This window comes from Erwinia mallotivora (genome assembly GCF_000590885.1).
Classification (GTDB): Bacteria; Pseudomonadota; Gammaproteobacteria; order Enterobacterales; family Enterobacteriaceae; genus Erwinia; species Erwinia mallotivora.
Map to the genome: position 1 here is coordinate 318,549 of NZ_JFHN01000045.1, position 22,873 is coordinate 341,421.

At 53.9% G+C, this 22,873-nt stretch carries 20 protein-coding genes, 1 pseudogene and 1 CRISPR repeat array; of the genes and pseudogenes, 10 read left to right on the forward strand and 11 right to left on the reverse strand.

Annotation, left to right across the window (positions count from 1 at the left end; all coding sequences use genetic code 11):
• Nucleotides 1-87: 87 nt before the first annotated feature.
• The 4 genes and pseudogenes from csy1 to cas6f all read left to right on the forward strand — a co-directional run bounded on the left by csy1 (nt 88) and on the right by cas6f (nt 3,966).
• The gene (gene csy1, locus BG55_RS10265; protein ID WP_034937159.1) at nt 88-1,434 is read left to right on the forward strand and encodes a type I-F CRISPR-associated protein Csy1; all 1,347 of its coding nucleotides are present in this window, start codon (nt 88-90) and stop codon (nt 1,432-1,434) included.
• Nucleotides 1,431-2,381: pseudogene (gene csy2, locus BG55_RS10270) on the forward strand (type I-F CRISPR-associated protein Csy2). The gene csy1 and the pseudogene csy2 overlap by 4 nt, the downstream one beginning before the upstream one ends.
• A 17-nt stretch (nt 2,382-2,398) precedes the next feature.
• On the forward strand, nt 2,399-3,403 hold the full coding sequence (gene csy3 / locus BG55_RS10275; protein WP_034937162.1) for a type I-F CRISPR-associated protein Csy3: 1,005 nt from the start codon (nt 2,399-2,401) through the stop codon (nt 3,401-3,403).
• An 8-nt stretch (nt 3,404-3,411) separates the two neighbouring features.
• Nucleotides 3,412-3,966, forward strand: a complete 555-nt coding sequence (gene cas6f / locus BG55_RS10280) for a type I-F CRISPR-associated endoribonuclease Cas6/Csy4 (RefSeq protein ID WP_034937165.1) — start codon at nt 3,412-3,414, stop codon at nt 3,964-3,966.
• A 129-nt stretch (nt 3,967-4,095) separates the two neighbouring features.
• Nucleotides 4,096-5,324: direct repeats of the CRISPR family, unit length 28 nt; unit sequence GTTCACTGCCGTACAGGCAGCTTAGAAA.
• A 242-nt stretch (nt 5,325-5,566) separates the two neighbouring features.
• Here the strand turns inward: cas6f and BG55_RS10285 are convergent.
• Nucleotides 5,567-6,082 (reverse strand): hypothetical protein, encoded by a 516-nt coding sequence (locus tag BG55_RS10285; protein ID WP_034937169.1) that lies wholly within the window; start codon nt 6,080-6,082, stop codon nt 5,567-5,569.
• Nucleotides 6,083-6,659: 577 nt separating this feature from the next.
• Here BG55_RS10285 and yacL point away from each other — a divergent pair.
• Together yacL and BG55_RS22265 are read left to right on the forward strand one after the other, a co-directional pair.
• Entirely contained in the window at nt 6,660-7,022 is a 363-nt protein-coding gene (gene yacL, locus BG55_RS10290; RefSeq protein ID WP_034937415.1) for a protein YacL, read from the forward strand.
• A 712-nt stretch (nt 7,023-7,734) separates the two neighbouring features.
• Nucleotides 7,735-7,926, forward strand: a complete 192-nt coding sequence (locus tag BG55_RS22265) for a hypothetical protein (protein WP_034937172.1) — start codon at nt 7,735-7,737, stop codon at nt 7,924-7,926.
• A gap of 159 nt (nt 7,927-8,085) precedes the next feature.
• Here BG55_RS22265 and BG55_RS10300 read toward each other — a convergent pair whose 3' ends face one another.
• On the reverse strand, nt 8,086-8,400 hold the full coding sequence (locus BG55_RS10300) for a hypothetical protein (RefSeq protein WP_034937175.1): 315 nt from the start codon (nt 8,398-8,400) through the stop codon (nt 8,086-8,088).
• 1,110 nt (nt 8,401-9,510) lie between these two features.
• On the opposite strand from BG55_RS10300, the gene mchS3 reads away from it, so the two are divergent.
• Entirely contained in the window at nt 9,511-9,828 is a 318-nt protein-coding gene (gene mchS3, locus BG55_RS10305; protein WP_276525030.1) for an MchS3 family protein, read from the forward strand.
• A 13-nt stretch (nt 9,829-9,841) separates the two neighbouring features.
• The gene (locus BG55_RS10310; RefSeq protein WP_034937180.1) at nt 9,842-10,045 is read left to right on the forward strand and encodes a hypothetical protein; all 204 of its coding nucleotides are present in this window, start codon (nt 9,842-9,844) and stop codon (nt 10,043-10,045) included.
• Nucleotides 10,046-10,441: 396 nt separating this feature from the next.
• Here BG55_RS10310 and BG55_RS10315 read toward each other — a convergent pair whose 3' ends face one another.
• The 9 genes from BG55_RS10315 to BG55_RS10355 form a co-directional block, all read right to left on the reverse strand.
• Nucleotides 10,442-11,734: a glycoside hydrolase family 28 protein gene (locus BG55_RS10315; RefSeq protein WP_034937182.1), complete on the reverse strand. Its 1,293-nt coding sequence runs from the start codon at nt 11,732-11,734 to the stop codon at nt 10,442-10,444.
• 277 nt (nt 11,735-12,011) lie between these two features.
• Nucleotides 12,012-12,689: an SDR family NAD(P)-dependent oxidoreductase gene (locus BG55_RS10320; protein ID WP_034937184.1), complete on the reverse strand. Its 678-nt coding sequence runs from the start codon at nt 12,687-12,689 to the stop codon at nt 12,012-12,014.
• Nucleotides 12,686-13,162 (reverse strand): NanQ anomerase/TabA/YiaL family protein, encoded by a 477-nt coding sequence (locus BG55_RS10325; RefSeq protein WP_034937186.1) that lies wholly within the window; start codon nt 13,160-13,162, stop codon nt 12,686-12,688. The genes BG55_RS10320 and BG55_RS10325 overlap by 4 nt, the downstream gene beginning before the upstream one ends.
• Nucleotides 13,159-14,346 carry a sialidase family protein gene (locus BG55_RS10330; RefSeq protein ID WP_034937187.1) on the reverse strand — a complete coding sequence of 396 codons (1,188 nt, stop codon included), beginning with the start codon at nt 14,344-14,346 and terminating at the stop codon, nt 13,159-13,161. Before BG55_RS10330 ends, BG55_RS10325 begins: the two co-directional genes overlap by 4 nt.
• Nucleotides 14,346-15,761: a sodium:solute symporter family protein gene (locus tag BG55_RS10335; RefSeq protein ID WP_034937189.1), complete on the reverse strand. Its 1,416-nt coding sequence runs from the start codon at nt 15,759-15,761 to the stop codon at nt 14,346-14,348. Before BG55_RS10335 ends, BG55_RS10330 begins: the two co-directional genes overlap by 1 nt.
• A gap of 180 nt (nt 15,762-15,941) precedes the next feature.
• Complete coding sequence (locus tag BG55_RS10340) at nt 15,942-17,261, reverse strand: MFS transporter (RefSeq protein ID WP_034937190.1); 1,320 nt, start codon at nt 17,259-17,261, stop codon at nt 15,942-15,944.
• An 83-nt stretch (nt 17,262-17,344) separates the two neighbouring features.
• Nucleotides 17,345-18,295 carry a phosphoglycerate dehydrogenase gene (locus BG55_RS10345; RefSeq protein ID WP_034937193.1) on the reverse strand — a complete coding sequence of 317 codons (951 nt, stop codon included), beginning with the start codon at nt 18,293-18,295 and terminating at the stop codon, nt 17,345-17,347.
• Between the two features lie 41 nt (nt 18,296-18,336).
• Nucleotides 18,337-19,221: a dihydrodipicolinate synthase family protein gene (locus tag BG55_RS10350; RefSeq protein ID WP_034937196.1), complete on the reverse strand. Its 885-nt coding sequence runs from the start codon at nt 19,219-19,221 to the stop codon at nt 18,337-18,339.
• A 16-nt stretch (nt 19,222-19,237) separates the two neighbouring features.
• Complete coding sequence (locus BG55_RS10355) at nt 19,238-20,386, reverse strand: iron-containing alcohol dehydrogenase (RefSeq protein WP_034937198.1); 1,149 nt, start codon at nt 20,384-20,386, stop codon at nt 19,238-19,240.
• A gap of 200 nt (nt 20,387-20,586) precedes the next feature.
• Between BG55_RS10355 and dtnK the strand changes: the two genes are divergently transcribed.
• Together dtnK and BG55_RS10365 are read left to right on the forward strand one after the other, a co-directional pair.
• Nucleotides 20,587-21,900: a D-threonate kinase gene (gene dtnK / locus BG55_RS10360; RefSeq protein ID WP_034937201.1), complete on the forward strand. Its 1,314-nt coding sequence runs from the start codon at nt 20,587-20,589 to the stop codon at nt 21,898-21,900.
• Nucleotides 21,893-22,873, forward strand: a complete 981-nt coding sequence (locus BG55_RS10365) for a D-threonate 4-phosphate dehydrogenase (RefSeq protein ID WP_034937203.1) — start codon at nt 21,893-21,895, stop codon at nt 22,871-22,873. Before dtnK ends, BG55_RS10365 begins: the two co-directional genes overlap by 8 nt.

Sequence of the window (22,873 nt, forward strand, 5' to 3'; positions counted from 1 at the left end):
GTATAAAAGATCGGGCAGCAAAAATTTTCAATTACGGTCAATTATGATATCCATAATTTATTGAAATATAAGGTTAAGGAGTAAACCATGGCGGATGAAGGATTCACATTATTAATTACCAGTTATGTAAAGGATCGCAGAGAGCCGCGGCTGGAGGCATTCGATAAAGAGGCCGAAAAGAAGCTGACAAATCTGACTGATGCTCAACAGATTGCGTTGGTCAGACAGGAAACGGCCAGCCAGCGGCGTGAACTTGAGCAGCGTTACGAAATTAAAAGCTGGCTGACCGATGCGGCCAGTCGGGCCGAACAGATCAACCTGGTCACCCATGCGCTGAAATTTACCCACAGTGATGCCAGAGGAAGCAGTCGGTTCGATGCGTCCGCCAGAGAAGACGATGCCACTTACCTTTCCACCGCCACATTGCACAAACCGGCGATTGATGCCGTAGGCAATGCGGCTGCTCTGGACGTCGCCAGATTATTGCAAACTGAATATCAGGGCGAATCGTTAATTGAAACGCTCCGTCGTGGAGACTATTCCCCACTGGCACCGCTGGCAGAAACGGAAGGGCAGCTGATGCAGTGGGTGAATGGTTTTATGCAGGCGCTGACGGATAAGCAGCCCGGCTCACATAAGCTGGCAAAACAGCTCTATTTCCCGGTGGGCGAAAATGACTACCACCTGCTGGGGCCGCTGTTTTCCTCTTCGTTAGCACATGCGCTGCATCAGCGGATTGCCGATGCACGTTTCAGTGATAAGGCCAAAGAGATTAACGCGGCTTTCAAAGCGAAACGCTGGCATGCAGAGCCGCGTGTCAGCTACCTCAATATGGCGTCGCAAAACCCTGGCGGCTCTAAACCGCAGAACATTTCTTATCTCAACAGCGTACGCAGAGGACGCAACTGGCTGCTCTCATGTGCCCCACCTTGCTGGCAAAATCAGCCCAGGGCACCCACAAAGCACAAATCAATCTTCAATCATTACAGTGAATTCAGTCAGATGGCTCGTTCCACTATCTGGCAACTGCGCGAATTCTTACTGAGAGTGAAAGATGCACCCAATAACCGGGAAATACGCCATCGCCGACTGGCATACACCGATGAAATTATCGATATCCTCTTCAGCTATGTCGCCGGAGTAGAGAATATGGCCGTGGAGCACGGCTGGAGCGCGGGCGACGCGTGTCAGTTGAAACGTTCACAGCAGCTGTGGCTGGATGTCGGACGGGCAAAAGAGGACAGCCAGTTTCGGGCAGAACGTGAAAGCGGTGAATGGCAAAGAGAAATCGCCATTGATTTTGGCGTCTGGCTCAACCGGCAGTTAAAACATGATGAACTGAAAGTGTCAGAGGTGGAGCGACGCGAATGGTCGTCCCTGTTTAAGCAGCGGCTGGGCGAATTTGAACAGGCTGTCAGGGAGGAATCACAATGAGAACGCTGATCCTGTTACGTCATCTTCGTGTGGAAAATGCCAATGCTGTCGCCGGGCTGACGTGGGGTTTTCCTGCCATCTCCCATTTTCTGGGGTATACCCATGCGCTTTCACGCAGGTTGCAGCAGAGTCACGGACTCTCGCTGGATAATTGTGCGGTGATCTGCCATCAGCACCAGCTACATGCGTACTCTTCCGGGCGTGATTTCTTTTTTTCTCTGACACGAAACCCGCTCACCAGAGAAGCAAAAACAGCGGCCTTTAACGAAGAAGGACGCATGCATATGACGGTTTCTTTATTAATTGAATGTCAGGGGATGATTGCCAATGGCCGGGAAGGTGCAAAAGCGCTGGAAGCGCATCTTCAGACGCTGTGTGTCAGCCAGCGTCTGGCCGGTGGAACCATCATCAGCATGAGCCGGGCCCGCGTAATGCCCTGGCCGGTTGAGCAGAGTGCACTCCGGCGCGTGTTGTATCCTCTGTTACCCGGTTTTGCCTTAGTGGATCGTTCCGCATATCTTGCAGAGCATTATCAGGCACTGAAGCAGGAAAATCCCCAGGTGGAAATGATCGATGCCTGGCTGGATTTTGCTGCGCTAAAAATGTCGGCTTCAGCGCCCGATCGGGAGAGTAACACCTCAGAAGAAACGTCAGCCCGGTGACGCTACGTCCCTCGTCCCCAGCCCGGCTGGCTGGTGCCCATCCAGACGGGGTGGAAGTCGGTATCGCCGCTCTTTCCTGCGGGCGAAGTGGAGAAGTCCCGCGATCCCACCCTACCTTTCTGCTTTGTTGAAGCCATTTACGGCACAGGTGAGTGGCGAAGTTTACATCGTATTACTGACCTCGAAACGCTGCTGTGGCGCTATGACTATCATGATGGCCTCTATCGCTGCTGCTCCGTATCGTCTGCTCCCGATGACACTTACGAATTCATTGATGAAGAATAACGCAAAGGAATAAAAGAATGGCTAAATCAACGATTAAAACCGCTTCCGTGCTGGCTTTTGAACGCAAGTTATCCAATTCGGACGCGATGATGTATGCCTGTGACTGGCAGCAACCAGAACGGTGTCAGGCGATCGAAATAAAGGAAAAGGCGGTACGTGGCACGATTTCAAATCGTCTCAAAAATGCCTCGGCCAGCGACCCGGGAAAACTGGATGCCGAGATTCAGAAGGCTAATCTGCAACGGGTGGATGTTGCGGCCCTGCCTTTTGACTGCGACACGCTTAAAGTCAGCTTTTCCCTGCGCGTACTGGGTAACCTTGCGCTGCCTTCTGTCTGTAACGATCAACACTATCAGGCAGAACTGGCGGGTATCATTAACGGATATATCAGTGAGCATGGATTATCCGTGCTGGCCAGCCGCTATGCTGAAAACCTGGCGAATGCCCGTTTCCTGTGGCGCAACCGGGTTGGCGCGGATGACATCAAAGTTTGCGTCACGGGTAAAAGCCAACGTTGGGAATTTAACAGTGACCAGCTGAGCCTGCGTGAATTCAGCCAGCCTGCGGGAAATCTGGCGGAGCTGGCACAGGAAATTGAACAGGGACTGGCGGGAGATGGTTTCACTTTTTTCAGCATTGATGCTTTTGTGCGTCTGGGAAAAGGGCAAGAGATCTTCCCTTCTCAGGAGCTGGTGCTGGACAGCAACAGTAAAAAAAGCAAAGTGCTGTACCAGGTTGGCGGCTGTGCCGCGCTGCATTCACAGAAAGTCGGCAACGCATTGCGCACTATTGATAGCTGGTATCCGTCCGCCACCGAGCTGGAGCTGGGACCGATTGCGGTGGAGCCTTATGGTTCAGTGACCAGTCGGGGCAGGGCGTATCGCCAGCCAAAGGATAAAATGGATTTTTACACGCTGCTTGATGGTTGGGTGACCAAAGGGATCAAGCCAGAAACGGAGCAGCAGCATTATGTAATGGCCGTTCTGATCCGCGGTGGTGTCTTTGGTGAAAAAAGTGAATAGGGGTGGCTATGGATCATTATATTGAAATCCGTATTCTTCCCGACCCTGAGTTCAGCCCGGAGATGCTGATGACAGCGCTGTTTGCCAAACTGCATCCTGTGCTGGGTAGCGTTGGGCAGGGGCGGATTGGCGTGAGCTTTCCGGCTGCAAAAAATACCCCTGGCGACAGAATACGAGTGCATGGCTGTCTGGCTGCGTTGTGCGAACTGGAAGCGGTGCCCTGGCGTAAGGGGTTGAGTGACCATATTGATTACAGCGGTATTTTGCCGGTGCCGGCAACAACGCAATACCGTACCATCAGCCGGGTGCAGTGTAAGAGCAATGCGGAGAGGCTGCGGCGGCGCTCGGTGAAGAAAGGCTGGCTGAGCGCGGATGAGGCAAAAATGCGCATTCCCGATGCGCATGAGCAGCGTTTATCACTGCCTTTTATTCGCCTGAAAAGTCTGTCAAGTAGCCAACAGTTTCTGTTGTTTATTAAACAGGGGCCGCTGGTGGCCGAGGCCGTTCCCGGCAGGTTCAGTGCCTATGGACTGAGCGGACAGGCAACCGTCCCCTGGTTCTGACCCTTTTTTTCACACTGTTTTTAACTTGTTGATATTTAAGGTCAGGGACGGGTAAGTGAAAAAAAGGGTTTTCAGGAGGATTATTCTTTTTTTCTTTTAAAAACGTAAGGTTATATTTAACTGCTAACAGTTCACTGCCGTACAGGCAGCTTAGAAATGGCCGAAGTGGCCGGTTACAGTGATGACCGCGTTCACTGCCGTACAGGCAGCTTAGAAATCAGAAAATATTGGCATGAATTCTTCGCCAATGTTCACTGCCGTACAGGCAGCTTAGAAAAATACAGGAATTGCGTAACGGGGTCTGGATGAGTTCACTGCCGTACAGGCAGCTTAGAAATCGCCGAACGGGTTCGACCGGGCCGGGATTATGTTCACTGCCGTACAGGCAGCTTAGAAACGATTCCTGTGCTCCGACAGGTGTTCAGACCCTGTTCACTGCCGTACAGGCAGCTTAGAAATGATGGATATAGAGCGCCATATTCGGGAGTTGGTTCACTGCCGTACAGGCAGCTTAGAAAAGCGTTCGTCACTGTACCGGGCCACTTCTGCCGTTCACTGCCGTACAGGCAGCTTAGAAACATACAAACGCGACAGTGCGGTACTCAAAGCCGTTCACTGCCGTACAGGCAGCTTAGAAACAGATACCGGCGTGATGCCGGTTTGCACTGGTGTTCACTGCCGTACAGGCAGCTTAGAAATTAACGAAACCGTAGCAGGAAAAAGGGCTATAGTTCACTGCCGTACAGGCAGCTTAGAAATCCATCAGGATAAGTCACAACCATCGTTGTGAGTTCACTGCCGTACAGGCAGCTTAGAAAAGCTGACGGCCTTTGCTGAAACCCATCCCGAAGTTCACTGCCGTACAGGCAGCTTAGAAACGTCCCGGTCAACAATAAACAGCCCGGCCAGTGTTCACTGCCGTACAGGCAGCTTAGAAAACATCTTATTCCGTCTATTTTTGGCGAAACATGTTCACTGCCGTACAGGCAGCTTAGAAATTCAGCGTATCCACCACCGCCACCACCGCCGCGTTCACTGCCGTACAGGCAGCTTAGAAAGGCAACCCGAAGCAAATATTCGGTATCTTTTCGTTCACTGCCGTACAGGCAGCTTAGAAATGAACGCCTGCGGCTGAGTTGGTTATTCCTGAGTTCACTGCCGTACAGGCAGCTTAGAAACAAAATAACATCCGGACGGTACAGCCGCGCCCGTTCACTGCCGTACAAGCAGCTTAGAAACTTTTCTCCAGCATTTTCTTGAGTTCCGTAACGTTCACTGCCGCACAGGCAGCTTAGAAATGGACAACAAACGCCAGCGTCTGAACGGCCTGGTTCACTGCCGTGCAGGCAGCTTAGAAATATCTGCCCGAACTGGCAAAACCCGGTAAATCGCTGAACGTCAATTTCACCGTCCCCCAGCCCCTGACAAGGAAGGAAATGACTCTTCCGGCTATCCGCAAGCTGGTTGTCTGGGGCTTCCATGCCCGTCTGTAATCATCCTCAGCATGACCATCAAGCCGCGCTGTCAGATAAAAATATCTTTAACGCAATAAATTATTAATCACGGGCTGAACGCGTCAGTGGGATAAGCAAGTTAATAATCACTCACAGGTAGCGTGATAACGTTTTCCGCCCGCATTGGTAAATGAGAAAGCGTGGCAGGTCTTCAGGCGTTTATTAAGGTCGGTGGATTTATAAATGTAGACCGTGACATGTTGCTTCCCGTGGAAGGGATCATAACCACCCGTATGCCACAGGCTGCTTTTCAGATAGAGATTGGTGTTGCCAACGCTGGGATCGCTCGCCCCATTGGTAATGCTTTGATCCGCTGACTGACTTAATGTCTGCTGGATGGTGGTATTTTCTCCATCGGTGGATTTGGTGTCACGCTGTGCCTGGGTAATGGCTTTCCAGCTGCTACAGCTGTCGTTGCTACAGACATATACCGCTGCCTGCGCCTGGCTGAAGAATGCGCCAGCTCCCACAATGGCTGCCAGAGAAAGCAGGCAGGATCTGAGTGTTTTCGCCAGCACCCCTTGTGGACAACGGTTCAATCCAACTCCCTTTATGCCGGAATCGGCCAAATCAATCGTTACTGACTGCTGAGAATCATGCATAGGTTAATTCCTCTGTAGTGTTATGGCATGGGTAAGAGTCATGATTAACTATAATCAGTTTTTATAAACAGCCATAAAAAACAGAAAAATAAAAATAAATATATGTTTTAAAAGTATTTAAATTTGGAAACCAGTTGAGGTGATAGTAATAAAAAGGTGGCACGGCTTACAGATAAATTGATGAGAAAATTTGAATTTTACCCATGCCTGATTCGAGCTTACGGCAAGCAGATTTCAGGGTAACCCATCGCTGTGATTACCCGGTTTACGCCCGGCAGGAGGTAGCATCAATGTCGGTTGTTTGATGGCTGCTGGCCTGAGCAGGTTTATCTTTCTCCGATAAAGAGAAGATAACATCTGACCGTGCAGGATTAACCGGTGAGAGCATGAGCATACTGCGATGAGAATTATAAATTAGTAACGGCTTACTGCTTTCGACTTCCTTCCAAAAGCCGGGGCCGTTTAGCGCTGTTTTTCCTGTGCGGTGCTGCGATAATGCTGTCCATCTTACAGAGAGCGCCAATCCCTGAAGGGAAAATACGCGCGAAACAGCGAAATGAGTTCAGAGGACAGCAGCATGGAATACGAATTTTTACGTGACCTTACCGGTAAGGTGAAGGTGCGCATGTCGATGGGACATGAAGCCGTCGGGCACTGGTTTAACGAAGAAGTGGAAGATAATCTCACGCTGCTTGATGAGGTTGAAAACGCCGTAGCGGAGATAAAAGGCACTGAGCGCCAGTGGCAACGGGTGGGACGCGAATATACGCTGTGGATGGACGAGGAAGAGGTGATCATTCGTGCAAACCTGCTCAGTCTTGAGGGGGACGAAATGGAAGAAGGGATGCGCTATTACGACGAAGAAAGCCTGTGCTTTTGCGGCGTGGAAGATTTTCTTGCGGTGATTGCTGCCTGGCGCGCTTTTTTACAGGAACGCTGAGGATCCTTGGCGGCGGGCCGTGGTGCAGAACAGGCTCGAAAATCAGCAGGAAAAGCATCCCTGTGAACCGTGGCGAGCTGGCTTCACTCTTTATTGCCAACAGGTTGTTCGTCCCGGCCCGGACACAGAAATACTGTGTAATCAGGGCCAGGTAAATTTTAGTTACTGAAGAAAAAACAGCCGCGTTAAGTCTGACTGTGTCAGAGTGACAGCAAGAAAAGTTGTGGATTTTGCCGGTGATGAATTCTGATAATCTGCGGACTTAATCTGCCACTAAAATTCGGTAGATTTTTCCCCTGTTTAATTGGCCCTATAAAACAGTAATTTAGTTTTAGAGTGTTCCCCGCGCGAGGCAGCTCAGAAAAGCGCTCCGTAAGTGACCGGTGCGTTGTTTTTGTTCACTGCCTTACAGGCAGCTTAGAAATGGCCTCAGTTGATGAAGCTCGTGTCGAAGGGGTTCACTGCCGTACAGCGGGCATAAACTGAAACTATCCGCTTGATTGCCGATGACATTTGCTCCGCTACCGAACGGCTTAACAGGTCGGTCAGCGTGTCCGCATATACGCTGGCGCGAGTCTGGACTGGCAGAAAAACTGCTGGAGGAGGCTAAAGAGGAGTCCGGAGAAGGTGCGGCAGGCTGGATGGATATATCAACGATAATGTAGTTGAAGGCTTAACCAGGGGAACCGGTGTCGGACGGGGAGGCCTGGCGATGCGTCCGGCCGCGCTTGAAACCCTGCTGCCTGACGGCGGCGGAGCAGGGCCGGTTCAGCCTGCGGCTTCACCCGTCCTGTCCCCGTTTAATTTAATCTTTCTGAAACGAAAAACGTTGTTGTTACTTTTTGTTGTTGAACCAGTCGTAGCATTTAAAAATCCAGCTGTAGAAAGCACCAATGCCAATTAACATGAAAAACCAGGCTGTCAGTACTGTCCATTCGTAAGTACCGTTCGGGATTAAAGATGCAAGCCGACGGGAAAGAGGGAAAATTGTGCACAGCCATGCCAGATGAATTATCATCCGGCGAATTCGTGTGCCTGAGCCTGGATATTTCATATTAAATCCTTACCACGTGCACTGCGCACCATAGTTACCTGAACGGCTGCTGTTACCGCTGTTGTTGTCATTATAGGAAGGGTTTTCGCATCCGATGACTGATGACAACCCCCCGGTCACGCCAGCGACGACAACACCTGCCAGACCACCTGTTGCGCCCGTAGCCAGTGCGCCCAGCGTGCCAATTATTGCACCCAGACCGGCTCTGTTTGCACAGGAGTCTGGAGCACCACCTCTGCCACTGGAATTGCCTATTTCATGTTTATCTGCATAATTCCCAGCTCCTGATACTTTTTCCATTAATACAGTATTTATATTTTCCATAACCAACCCCTTTATAAACTATTACTGGCTCATCAGGATTATAAACATCACCTTCGTTGAAATAAAATGTAATTATTTTTACTTTTATTGAACGTAATAATTCCCTTTTGCAGTCTTGTCTGATTGTTTTTGTGTCAGTTAAACCAGAGTAAATGTATTGGTTTGTCAGATCTTAATAATCTTTCTTGTTAATTTATTATTGTGAAGGGGTTAAAAAATTCTCATTTTTACAGATCAATATACAGATATAATGTTCTGTTTTTTTCAGTATTGTGTGAGGTGTATCGCATAGCAATGCGGATACCTTTATTTGATTTTTATTCTTTCCAGGCTTCATGCCACATCGGGTGTCAGCCCCTTCGGGACATAGCTCAGCCATGCTTTGCACCGAGCCGCTTCGCGTCTCTGCCCTGGCCCTTTCCGGGCAGACGGGTTTCCATCGACTGACGCAACCATACAACCTCCGCAGGCTGGAGTATCTCGCTGGCTCCGTACCGGTACTGCTGAGGCGCAGGGCCTTTTCTCGCCCGCGTGCCCCTTTCATCCATCTGTCGTGTTTTCACCCGCCTGAGTATGTTCGCCGAATCTTAGAAAAGCACACCCCTTAACTGTTTCTGACCAGGGGAAATGGGACTCGCAAGCGAGCCCAGCACAGACTCGGGGGGCGTGCTGTTTCACGCCCTTGTGGCGAACGGCTTTCAAACGGGTGACAGTTTTTCAGCAATACAGACCACTTTTTAAGGAGCATGACCATGAATACAGAGCGATATCAACACCCCGTCTCAGCCAGCACTGATCGACACGCAGTGCTACACCGCGACCTGTTCCCCGAACGATAACAAGTTGCGTCTGTATGCATCGCCTTGATGAGTGTTCCCCGCGCGAGCGGGATAAACCGATAAACGTGCTGGATGTTTACCATTAAGCTATATCAAGAGAAACGTACTGACACTAACCGGTTTATTGTGACCGATGAAATAGATAAGAATTGTGGGAAGGTATATTTTTTAAAAAATGGAGGTATGTGATGAAATGGATTTTAATTTTTTTTCTGAGTGCTTCATTGCTAATGCCTGCTTCAGCTAATCAATTCAGGAATTAGAAAAAGAGCTGTCGTCCGTCCGTTTATTTTCTGTTGGCTTTAACGGATTTGTGGCAAAGAGAATGCCGGAGGAAATGATTTACGAAAAATGTTTGATGAGTAATCAAGCCTTATCCATTTTTGAGGCCGTTATGGAAAACGAACATTCAACACCAGAAGGCAGGGCATATGCTGCCTGTGGACTATGGGAGAAAAAAGAAGCAGATAAAATAAAACTAAAGCAAGAGTACAACGAACTGAGCGTTACGGTGTTAATTGGCGATATGCTCAGGAAGGAGCCTTTGGGTAATATTGTTAGAAATATAATATTAAATGGATGCAATTAATGGAGATTAAAATATGAAAGAATCAGGAAAAAGAGAGCTGTACCGTATTTCTGGTGCGATGAATCTGGATGGCCTGAGAGAATCATTGAACGTTACCGATTTCAGAGGAACTGATATGGGCTCATGGATTGATGCAGCCAACGCGTGCTGGATGTCCGGAACATCTTCAGGCGTCATGTACCCTGGTGGATTTTATATTCCTGACTTCAGCTTTTGATGTTATTAAAATTTTCTGACTGCCAGCCAGAATAAAGCCTGTTGTTAAAGTCCGGAAGCTGACTGGCATTTTCTGAGTAAAGAGGAAAACGGAACTCAGTCGGGATCGTCCCGCCTTTTTTCTGTTTAAAACAGTATGTCACATCAGTGCAACTCTTCTGATGGCTTTACAGATTGCATGACAACTGGATCGTTAAATATCAAATCCCGCGGGTTAAAAGAATTGCTCATTACTTATTTATCGTTCGGAAATGTGTTCCCCGCACCAGCGGGGATAAACCGAAATGGACGACGTGGTGATACACCGTGAGCGCGTATTCACCAACCGCGAAGTTAAATCATGCAGCCAGTAAAGAGCGGCGAAGACATCAATAACCCGATATCACCCCTTACACCACTAACGATGATAGATGTCATTTTCCGCCAGAGTGATCGCGGGCGCATCCACACTGACCTGGTTAAACATCAAATCTTTTACCCCGGCAATTTTGCCAAACTCCTGCGCCTGCACGCTGATATGGCTGAAGTGCAGCGTTGTAATCGGCTGCTCTACTGCGCCCTCGATAAAAAAGGCGCGGGAAAATCCGTCAGCCCTGGTCAGTCGGCTGGTGACATGGGAGACCAGAATATTTTCTACCTTTGTCAGACCTGCCAGACCTTCCACCCCTTCACTGAGTTTGCGCCAGTGAGAGGGCTGCTCTGTCCCGGCAGATTGCTGGCTGTAGCTGTACTGCGGAAACCAGTTCAGTTGCAGCATAAAGGGATAGCAGACATCCTCCATCGTCAGATGACGGACAATAATGTTTTTTATCCAGCCGCCCCGATTGCGGGCTGACTTAATACGAAAGCCGACGCCGGTGCCAGAAAAACGATTGTGCTCAATAATGATGTTTTCGATTCCGCCAGAAGTTTCGCTGCCGAGCGTAATCCCGGAACCTTTCAGCAATTGACAGTCGCGGATGGTGATATCGCGGGCCGTCCGCGCCAGCTGCTGTGCCTCTGCGCCCCGTCCGGATTTGATGCAGATATTGTCATCGTTACAGGACACGCTACAGCCCTGCACGCGAACCTGCTCGCTGGAATCAATATCAATGCCATCCGTGCTGGGCCCGGCGGAATTCTCAACCCGCAGTCCCTGCAACACCACCTGTTTTGCATAGCAGACGTGAATATTCCAGAAGCCGGACTCGCGGGAGGTAAAGCTGTCCAGCGCCACGGAATGGCTCTGATAAACCACCACATTGCGGGGACGCTGACAGTCGTAATCCACAACCCAACGCAGATCCTGCTGGTTATATTCCGCCAGCATCCCGCCATTTTCATCCTCCCCCCAGAATTTGTGCCACCAGATGGCACCCTGACCATCCACGGTGCCGGGACCGCTGACCGTCACATTCTGGCACTGATTAATGTTGATGATCCCGGCTGGCCACGTCATATCGATTCCGGCCACGCGGGTGGCGATCGGGGGATAATCTTCCAGTTGCTGGCTACCCAGCAGTACCGCGTTTTCAGCCAGTTTAAGCGTCAGATGACTCTTCAGGAAAAGCGAGCCGGTAAGAAAACGACCTGCGGGGATCAGTACCGTATCGCCTGCCGAGGCCCGATCGATGGCAGCCTGTATCGCCCGGGTGGAAAGGGAAGAAGCATCAGGCACTGCACCAAAATCGGATATGTTTAAAATCGCCATAAGTTCTGCCTTAGGTGTATGAACCACAAAAGATAACCGCCACAAAAGTATCATCCACTGGCAGGCGATAAATTGTTCAGGATCAGAGGTTAGCAACGCTTAAAGACCAGGGGGATAAAAAACCAAAGTGAATACATTGCAGGGAACAGACAGATAGCGAGCAGCAAAGGGGAAGTGAATCTGCTGCCATTTTCAAAGGTCGGAAAGATAAAGGCGCACCCTACTGATTTTTTGTACGCCTCAATGGCCCGGAAAGCTCACGGCATCTTAACCGACGTTACAACGAGGCACCGCCACAGATTACCATCTCCTGGCCGGTGATGGCGTCGGCGGCAGGGGAGAGCAGAAAGCTGACCAGCCCGGCGACCTCTTCCGGCTGAATATAGCGCCCGATGGGCGGCAACGTTGGCGGTGAGCTTTCCCGGCCAGGCATACTCAGCATTGGCGTGGCGGTTGCACCGGGCGCGACGATATTGACAGTAATGCCACGCGGTGCCAGCTCTGCTGCCCAGCTCCTGACCATGCCTTTCATCGCCGATTTGGTGCTGACGTACTGGCTGCGTCCTGCTGCGCCGCGCGAGGTCCGACTGCCAATCAGAATAATGCGCCCACCGTCCGGTAGCTGTGCCACCAGCTGATTAGCCAGCATTTCTGCCACGGCAATATGCAACTGCCACAGCTGTTGACTGATTGCGGCATCAAGTTCTCCGAGAGGTGCCGCCTTCATCATCCCCGCTGCATGGACCACCGCATCCACCGGCGACAGTGTTGCCAGCAGCTGCTTTAACGCATCGGTATTCAGCAGATCAACCGGCCGCGAGCAAAAACGGGGATGACTGAGCGTGACGGGAGTGCGGCTCAGCCCGGTGACCGTCCAGCCTTCGTCGAGCAGCCTGGTGACGATGGCGGCCCCAATGCCGGAGCTGGCCCCGGTGACCAGGGCGTGACGGCTCATAAGGCCGCCTCCAGCAGGGGCAGGGGGATTTTAAATACCGCTTTGCGCACCGGAGCCGGTTGACCGCTGGCGCACAGCGCCTGATGCGCTTCGCCGGGATAGAACGTCACGAAATCCCCGACGGTAAGCCGCAGCGAATGCGGCAGCTGCGGTTGGGCAACGATAAACAGATCGGGTTTCTTTTCTTCTGCCTGCTGCTGACGGGCGTCGGCACAGGAAAAATTAATCGTTTCGCTGCCGTCCAGCACGATCTGGATATCCAGATACTGGCGATGAAACTCGGTATGGCGCGTTGCAGCGGCGGCGGTTTGCGCCATGCTGATGGTGTAAAACCAGCCTTCACCCTCTGGCTGAAAGCGACCATCATCCTGCGCCTGCAACGCTGCCAGACTGTGTTCAGGTCTGGCAAGCAGCGCGTGCAGAAAAGGGGGCAGGGTTGCCAGCGGCAGGCGCTTCAGGTTGCCGGTGATCATTGCGTTTCTCCGGAAGCGGTAACCCACTCTTCGTGAAGACAAACGTATTTAATCGCCTGACGAAAATAAGTGTACGCGACATGCAGCTCACCATTAACGCCCTGTTTAATGCTGGGATAGGAGAACTCGCGGTTCAGCTTTTGCTGCGAATTATTGGTCATACAGTAGCCATCCCCCTCATCAAGATTGCGCTGCCACGGCCAGCTGTCACCGCCATCTTTCGAAATAGCCAGCGTCATTGGCGCGCGTGGTGCCCCCCAGAAGGCGGTTTTGCCGCTGCGGGCGACCGGTTCCGCAGTGGCAGCGTCGTCTTCGTCTTCAATTTCATCATACAGTGACAGACGCCGCTCGCTGGCACCTTCGGCGCTCATGGCGTTGAAGACCAGCGCCAGTGAGCCGTTAGCAAGCGTGGTGACCTGAATGGAAGAGTTGTTATTCGGCAGTTCGGTGGGCTTTGGTGCAGACCAGCTTTCACCATTGTCGTATGAACGGCTGAGCCAGATATGGTCAGCCCAGCGGCTGCGAAACAGCGCCAGCAGTGAGCCATCTTTCAGCAGAGTGACATTCATATGCACACAGCCGGTGCTCTCCGGCACCGCCACATCGCGCCAGGTTTTTCCCTGGTCTGAGGAAATTTTCACCGCGCTGGTATCGTCATTCCCCAGCCATTTTTCACCGGGACGGGTGGTGCAGTAAAACACCGGCAGCAGCCAGTTACCATTTGGCAGCACGACTACCGGCTGGCGGATAAAAGTACCCGGCCTGTCCAGCAGCGTGGCTATCGGCCCCCAGCTGTGACCAAAGTCAGCCGACTGACGATAGCGAACGATGGCGGTGTCCTGATTGCCCGATTTCTGGGCGGTGTACATCAGCCACAGAATGTTATCCGGTGCCAGAAACAGTACGGGGTTCTGCTCTGAGCGGCTGTCGTCCTCCGACAGTTTTTGTGGTTCGCTCCAGCACTGGCTGCCTTTTGCCAGACGCGAACACCAGATGGAGATATCGGCAATGCCTTCCTGGGTGCCGCCAAACCAGCAGCAGAGCAGATCGCCATCCGGCAGCGGCAGCAGGTTGGCGGCATGGTTCTGCGGGCAGGGGGAGGGTAGCATCGCGACCTGCAACTGGCTGTCACCGGCCGGATGTACCAGGCCATCACGCTCGACGGTTACGTTATCCATCATCATTACGCTCCACTTTTTTGCAAATTGTCGTTGGTTTTCTTACTTTTTTCCCGACGGGGTATCAGGTGGTCAATCGCCATAATCACCGCCGGGGTAATCAGGGCGATATACATATTGTTGATGCCAAAAGGGTCGCCCAGCAGGAACCACACCGAGGTGACCACACAGGCACCAATCAGTCCCCAGTTTGCACCGCGGGCGCTTTTAAACATCGGCAGATAGAAGGCGATAATCGCGACCACGGAAATTGACAGGCGAATGGCGCGGGTAAAGAAGGAGAGTTTTAGCACTTCCGGCACGAACAGCACGAAGATCAGCGGTGCGAAACCAATCACCAGCGACAGCAGGCGGGTCATTTTGAACTCCCGCTCCGGGGTGGGATTGCGGTAAGGGACGTAGAAATCTTTGACGATCAACGAGGCAATGGCCAGGGCCACGGTGCCGACGCTGACAAAAATCGAGGCCACCAGCGAGGTGGTGACAATCCCGGCCAGCCACGGACTCATATCCTGTAAAAACACCGGCAGAGCATAGAGGCTTTTAATGTCAGGATGCAGATATTTTGCCGCCACGCCAATCACCGCAATGGCAAGCCCAATGGGCAGGCAGAAGAAAAAGGCGACCCAGGTGGCGCGGCGGGCGGCAGCCGGGCTTTTGGTTGAGGAGATCGCCTGGATGACAAACTGGGTACAGAAAATCGACCCGATGGTCCCAATCAGCCAGGCGACAATGGTGCTGGCACCGACGTGGCCGTCCCAGGTCCAGTAGAAGTCCGGCATCTTCTGCACCATCGGCGTAATCCCCCCGGTCATTTTCAGCGCCACGCCGAGGATTATCAGAATACCGATGTATTTCAACGCACTGTGCAGCATAGTCACCCACGCCATGCCTTTCATGCCGCCAAAGGCAAAGTAGAAGGTGCTGACTACGGCGGTGATAAAGGCGGCCACCGGCAGGTTAACTTTCAGCACGGTAGAGATGGCGGCTGCGCCGCTGACGTAATTCCCCACGTTCACCAGCAGCAGGGCATAAATCATAATCAGCGAAATGATGTTTTTGGTGGTACTGCCGTACTTCTCCGCCACCGCGCCGGAGATGGTGATTTTGCCGGTATTGTAGATGCGTTTTACCAGCAGCAGCCCGAAAATCGGGAAGCCAATCGCCGCGCCAATCACCGACCATGAGGCGGCAAAGCCATCTTCAAAAGCGGCCTGCGCGGTGCCAATGGTGGACTTGGCACCGATATATTCAGACATCAGCATAATGCCGACGATAAAGGCCGGCATCGCCCGTGAACCTTCCATAAAATCGCCGGAGCTTTTACTGCGTAAGCGGTAAGTCAGCCAGGTGGTGAACAGAATGTAGGCCACCACCATCCCGATGATGATCATCGTGCCTGAGGAGGAAAACTCTTTCATCGTAATGCCTCACTATCGGTCAGGGCGCGCCGACCTTGTGGTTCTGTCCGCGCCTTGCAGGGTTAAGGTAAAGTGAAACGGAACCACAGGCAGGGCGGGACAGCCCGCCAGCCAGCAGCGTTAACGGTGATACAGGGTTAAAGGTGTGCGGGCAGCCAGCCTGTGTCTGCCCCTGTTTTGCTATGCACGGCCCATCGATACCTGCCGCGCCTTTAATGAGTCTTCGCTGGAGATGGGTTCTACTTTCCCCATTAAAAACAGATAATTAAGGATGCCAACCACCACCAGTCCGGCAGAGAAAATCAGTGCCCAGTTGAAGGAGCCGGTCGCGGCAACGATGGCCCCGGTAACGATGGGCCCGATTGCGCCGCCCAGATTGGAGACGGTGTTTTGCAGCCCGGCGACCACGGAGACGCTGTTTTTCGGGGCCACGTCGCCTGGCAGCGCCCATACCTGCGATGCGGCCACGGTGGTTCCCGACTTCGCCACGCAGAGCAGGAATACGGTCATTGCCACTGAGTCGGTAAAGGGTGCAAAGCCAATGCACAGCGCCATCAGCAGACCGACAGTCAGAAACAGTTTGCGGGTGGCAGTCAGCGACAAGACTTTGCGGTGCACCATGCGGTCTGATGCCCAGCCTGCGGCGACTTCAATCACCATGCCGCACAGCAGCGGCAGGGCGGCAATCATCCCCATCTTGATAAAATCCATACCTTTCTCTTTCACCAGGTAAGTGGGTAGCCAGGTGATAAAGAAATAGGAGGTGTAATTGATGGTAAAAAAGCCGATACACATTGCCTGGATGTTGCGGTAGCGCAGCAGTTTGTACCATTTCATCGGCAGGACGCCTTTTTCACCGTGCCTGCGCGCCTGGCCTTCGCGGATCAGGCTGACTTCCTGTTTGCTGATACGTTGATGATCTTCCGGGTTTTCAGCGTAAATCAGATACCAGGCGATGACCCATAACAGCCCGACGCCGCCGATAATCAGAAAGGTCAGCCGCCAGTCGAACATGTAGATCATCCAGACGATCAGCGGCATTGCCACCGCGCCACCAAATTTTGAGGCGCTGTCGAACAGGCCGGAAACGGTGGCGCGTTCTTTATCCGGAAACCAACGTGCGGTGATACCGGCGTTACTGGGGTAGGCGGCGGCCTCACCGACGCCGAGCGCGAGGCGCAGCGCCAGAAGCGATTTAAACCCGGTTGCCAGCCCCATTGCTGAGGTGGCGATGGACCACCAGGCTACCGCGAGGCCCAGCCCTTTTTTCTGACCGAAACGGTCGGCAAACCAACCCGCCGGGATCTGTAGCAGGGAATAGGACCAGAAGAATGCCGCCATGATAAAGCCCATCATTTCCGGGCTGAGTTTCAGTTCATCAATCAGATGCGGCGCGGCCGCTGACAGTACGGTGCGGTCGATATAATTGATGGCAATCGCCAGCCACATCAGACCTGCAATCCACCAGCGGATGCGGGTATTTCCAGCATGAGTATTCATCGTCAGACCCCGGTAAGCGTTGTTCCAGGCTGGATCGCCGTCCAGCTCTCTTTATCGGGGCGGCAACGACGCCCCGGCCCTGATTACAGTGCATTCATCACGTTGACCGGCTGTTGCTGTGCTTTAACACACTGCACAATTTGCTGCACACAGCGCTCGCCAATGGCACTGATTGCCCCATCGGTGTAGCCGGCAATATGTGGCGTGGGAATAAAGTTATTCAGCGAGAACAGCGGATGTGTGGTCAGCGGTTCGTGGTCAAAAACGTCTGCGGCGGCACCGGCGATCATCCGGTCGTTCAGCGCATTAAACAGGTCGCTCTCATTGACCACGCCACCCCGCGACACGTTGATCAGAAAGGCAGATTTTTTCATCTGTGCAATCCTTGCCGCATCGAACAGATCCCGCGTTTGCTCAGTCAGGGGCGTGTGCAGGGTGATAAAGTCGCTTTGCGCCGTCAGTTGATCCAGCGAGACAAACTCAATGTTGTGCGCGGCAGCAAATTGCGTATCCGGATAAAAATCAAAGGCCAGTACGCGCATACTGAAACCGCTGGCTCGCAGCGCCACCTGCTTGCCGATATTACCGAGGCCGACAATCCCCAGCGTTTTACCATACACATCGGTGGCGAAAAGGCGCGGCCACTCTCCGGCACGGGTCGCGATACAGGCCTGCGTCACCTGGCGGGCAGCATTGAGGATTAGCGCGAAGGCAAAGTCGGCCACCGCATGTTTGTTCGCATCCGGCACGTTGGTGACATAAATTCCCCGGGATTTGCAGGCCGTCAGATCGATGTTATCAACCCCCACACCGTGTTTGCAGACGATGCCCAGCCGGGGAGCCTTCGCCAGTAACGCGGCCTTCACCTCGGTGAAGGCGACAATCATCGCCACGGTATCGGTCAGATGCGGCTCCAGTGCGCTCAGCGGGGCATCGGCAGGCAGCATCACCAGCTCGAACCCCTGTTGTCGTAAGGCTTCGATTGGCTGGCTGTCGTATCTGGCGAATGAAGGAGAGGTACAAATCACTTTCATTTTACGTATCCCGGGATGGCGCCAGACAGCGCCACCACCCATTAGTGAGTGTATTGATTAACGATCTGGCGGATGCGCTGCTCCTGCTCCGTGCTGAAGCGCACGGCATAGCGGCTTTCACCCACCTCATGGCCCATCAGCGCCACCGCTTTTTTCACCGCTGCGGGCGAGAAGCCGACGCTGTAGAGATCGGTTCTCAGACCGGTGACGTTTTCCTGCGCCCGGCGCGAACCGTCGATATCACCCGCGTGGAACCGCGCCCAGATGGCGTTGATTTCGTTGGGGGCAACGTTAGCCAGCCCGGAAATACAGGCGGAGCAGCCGTCCACAAATCCCTGATGAATCAGTGAATCCGGACCGTTCAGCACGTCAAAATTGTCGAGGCCTTCGGCGGCGCGGAGGAACCCGCTCAGGCTGTCATAACTGCCCGCGCTGTCCTTAATGCCGACGATATTGGGGTGGGCGGCCAGTTCGCGCACCGTCTCCGGTTGCAGCGTGTTGCCGGTACGCGCCGGAATGTTGTAGATAAACAGCGGCACGGTCAGCGCATCGGCGACCTCACGGTAATGGGCGATCAGTTCCTGCTGACTGAGCGGCACAAACCACGGCGTGATAGCAGAAACCGCGTCCACCCCCGTGGCGGCCACCTGCTTACCCAGACGAAGTGTTTCACGGGTGGAAATCTCACCGATGTGCGCAACAACCGGGGCGCGACCCGCAACTTCCTCGACGCAGGTTCTGGCGACGGCCAGCTTTTCTTCACTGTTCAGCACAAAGAACTCACCGTTGGTGCCGCCGCAGAAAATGCCGTTACCCGCCGCCAGCTGACGCTGAATCTGCTTACGCATGGCGGCGTCGTGGTAGTCGCCTTCGACGGTAAAAGGGGTCACGATGGCGGTCAGTACGCCGGATATTTTTTTACTCATGGTGTCCTCGTAATCGTTAAGCGTGTAGCGCCGGAAACAGCGTCAGATAGACTTCGCGAACATCGTCGGCGCTGACCGGGGCGGGTACGTTTTTCATCAGGCGCTGGACGCCAAGTGCGGCATCAACCAGGCCGGGAAGGTGGTCCGCGCCGATACCCAGTTCGTCCAGGCTGGCCGGAAGGTGCAGGCGTTTAACCAGTGCGGTGAAATAATCCACCAGCGCATGGGACTGCTGTTCTTCACTCAGGCTGAGATCGGCCTCTGGCAGCAGCTGATAAGCCTGGGCAAATTTGCTGACCGCCGCCGGACGCACAAATCGCATACAGGGTGCCAGCAGGATGGCATTCGCCACGCCGTGTGGGATGTGATATTTGCCGCCAAGCGGATAGGACATGGCGTGCACCAGATGCGTTCCGGCATGGGCAATGGCGGCACCGCCGTAATACGATGCCCACAGCATATCCAGCCTGGCCGCCAGATTGCCCGGTTCCGCCACCGTTTTTTCCAGACTGTTGAACAGCTTTTGCAGCCCCATCAGCGCATAGTTATCGCTGACCGGATTGGCGACGGTGGCGGTGAAGCACTCAATCAGATGGCACAACGCATCAATACCGGTAGAAGAGGCAATATGGGCGGGCATACTGGTGGTCAGCTCCGGTGCCAGCACCACATAGTCAGGCAACATCACCGGCGAGATAATCCCTACCTTGGTTTCCTTTTCAGGGATGGCGAGAATGGCATTGGGTGTGGCTTCAGAGCCGGTTCCTGCGGTGGTGGGAATAAGCAGCGAAGCGGTTCGGCGCTGGGGTTTCTCACCCTCCAGCAAGGCATCCAGCGTCGGCGGGTTCTCCACGCAGAGCACCGACAGCAGTTTGGCCACGTCCAGTACGCTGCCGCCACCCACGCCGATCACCAAATCGACACCCTGCGTGTCCAGCGCATTGACGATCGCCGCCACATCATGCTGGCTCGGTTCCGGAGGCACCGTATCAACCCGGCTCAGCGTGGCAACCCTGTCGCTCAGCTGGTCAGTCAGCGCCCTTACTGCCGGGATGCCGACGATGTTTTTATCTGTCACCAGCAGGACGTGTTGTACATCCTGCAACAGCCAGCCAATGTCATGAAGAGTCTGATAGCCACTGATTACGGTGCTGTTGATATTCATTTGCCATACCTTTATCTGCCTGCGAAGCAGAGTTGATTGTATTTGCTCATTTCTCCGCAATGCCTTGCGGTCCATGCTTAATTTTATAGGGTAAATTGATTTCGATTAATTTGAAGTTGCTCACATATAATCAATTATGATTGAATATAATCATTACCGGCAGGGGAGATGGCTTCCCGTGATAAATGGCAGGAGATGCGATGACGCCCTTGCAGTGGAAAGAGCCGGTACTGGCGGTGGCGGATGACTTCACCGGGGCAAATGATGCCGGAAGCGCCATGGCGGGGGCCGGTGCGCGAGTTAACGTGCTGTTCAACGCATCGGCGGAGACAGACGGGCTGGAAGCGGATGTCTGGGTGATTAATACCGACAGCCGCGCCTGCACTGCCGACGAGGCGGCCCAACGCACCCGGCAGGCGGTGGCACGGCAGGCAGAGCTGGCGCGTAACGGCTGGATCTTCAAGAAAATTGACTCCACGCTGCGCGGTAATCCCGGTGCGGAAGTCGAGGCCGCGCTGCTGGCCAGCACAGCCCCGGCGGCGCTGGTGGTGCCGGCGGTGCCCAAACTGGGTCGCATCACCCGGCAGGGGGTGTGCTATATCGACGGCCACCGGTTGACCGAAACGGAATACGCCAGCGATCCGAAAACCCCGGTCAGCGAGGACTGCGTGCTGGCACGATTACAGCAGCAGAGCGCGTTAAAAGGTGGCCTGCTGCCGCTGGAGGTGGTGCGCCAGCAAGACCTGACGGCGCATCTTGCGGCGGCGATAGCAGACGGTCAGCGGCTGATTGTTCTTGATGCCGAGCAGCCGTCAGATTTGCAGCACATTGTTCAGGCGGCGGCGGCACTCGCGGTGCGACCACTGCTGGTCGGCGCGGCCGGGCTGAGCGATGCGCTGAGCGCACACCTGGCCGGAGAGGGGCAGAGGGCTGCTCTACGCCCTGCGCCGGTCAGTGTCAGGCCAGCGGTGCTGGCGGTGACCGGCTCAATGAGTGAGGTGGGCAGCCGACAAATTGCCCGCCTGCAACAGCACTTTTCGCTGTGTCTGATTGATATCAGCGTCCGGCAGATTTTGAGCGCCAGCGCCGATGAGGGGCTCTGGCAACAGCAGGCGGTCACGGCGCTGCAACGCGGTCAGCACTGTGTTATCCGCACCTGCCAGCAGGCCAGCCAGCGGCATGATATCGCGGCGCTCTGTCAGCAATATGGCCTGAGCCGCCGTCAACTGGGCGAGCAGATTTGTACTTTTCTTGCCGGACTGACCCGCGCGGTACTGGCAGAGGTTCAGCCTGCCGGGCTGTATCTTTCCGGCGGTGATGTGGCGATTGCGGTGGCCAGCGGGCTGGGCGCAAACGGTTTTTGCGTTGCCGGCCAGGTGGCGGACTGCGTTCCCTGGGGACAACTGCTAAACGGTAAAAACGACCTGCTGGTGCTGACGAAGGCTGGCGGTTTTGGTGATGACAACACCCTGGTAGAAGTTTTTCGTTTTATTGAGGAGAAGGCGGGTGAGTAAAATTATTGCGGTTACCATGGGCGATCCGGCGGGTATTGGCCCGGAAATTATCATCAAATCTCTGGCGGAAGGAGAGCTGTCAGGTGCAACGGCGGTGGTGGTAGGGTGTGCCAGTACGCTGCGGCGGGTGCTCGGTATGGGCATTACGCCCCAGGCGGAAATACGCGTGCTGAACCGCGTGGCGGAGGCCCGTTTTGCGCCGGGGATCATTAACGTAATTGACGAACCGCTGGCCGAACCGCAGGCGCTGAAGCCCGGTGTGGTGCAGGTTGCGGCGGGCGATCTGGCTTTCCGCTGTGTGAAAAGAGCCACGGAGCTGGCGATGGCGGGCGAGGTTCATGCCATCGCCACCGCGCCACTGAACAAAGAGGCGCTGCACGCCGCCGGACATCTCTACCCCGGCCATACCGAACTGCTGGCGAAACTCACCGACAGCAAAGATTATGCGATGGTGCTCTACACCGACCGACTGAAGGTGATCCATGTCACCACGCACATTGCGCTGCGTAAGTTCCTTGACACACTGAACGGCGAGCGGGTGGAGACGGTCACCGCGATGGCAGATACCTTCCTCAGGCGCGTGGGCTATACAAATCCACGTATTGCGGTGGCCGGGGTGAATCCACATGCCGGTGAAAATGGCCTGTTTGGCGATGAGGAGATCAAAATCGTCGGGCCGTCCGTTGAGAAGATGAAAGCGCAGGGGCTGAATGTCACCGGACCCTGCCCGCCGGATACGGTTTTCCTGCAATGCTATGAAGGCCAGTACGACATAGTGGTGGCGATGTATCACGATCAGGGACATATTCCGCTGAAGCTACTGGGCTTCTACGATGGGGTAAATATCACTGCCGGGCTGCCGTTTATTCGTACTTCTGCCGACCACGGTACGGCGTTTGATATTGCCTGGACAGGTAAAGCGAAGTCTGAGAGCATGGCGATTTCCATTCAGCTAGCGATGCAGCTCGCATAG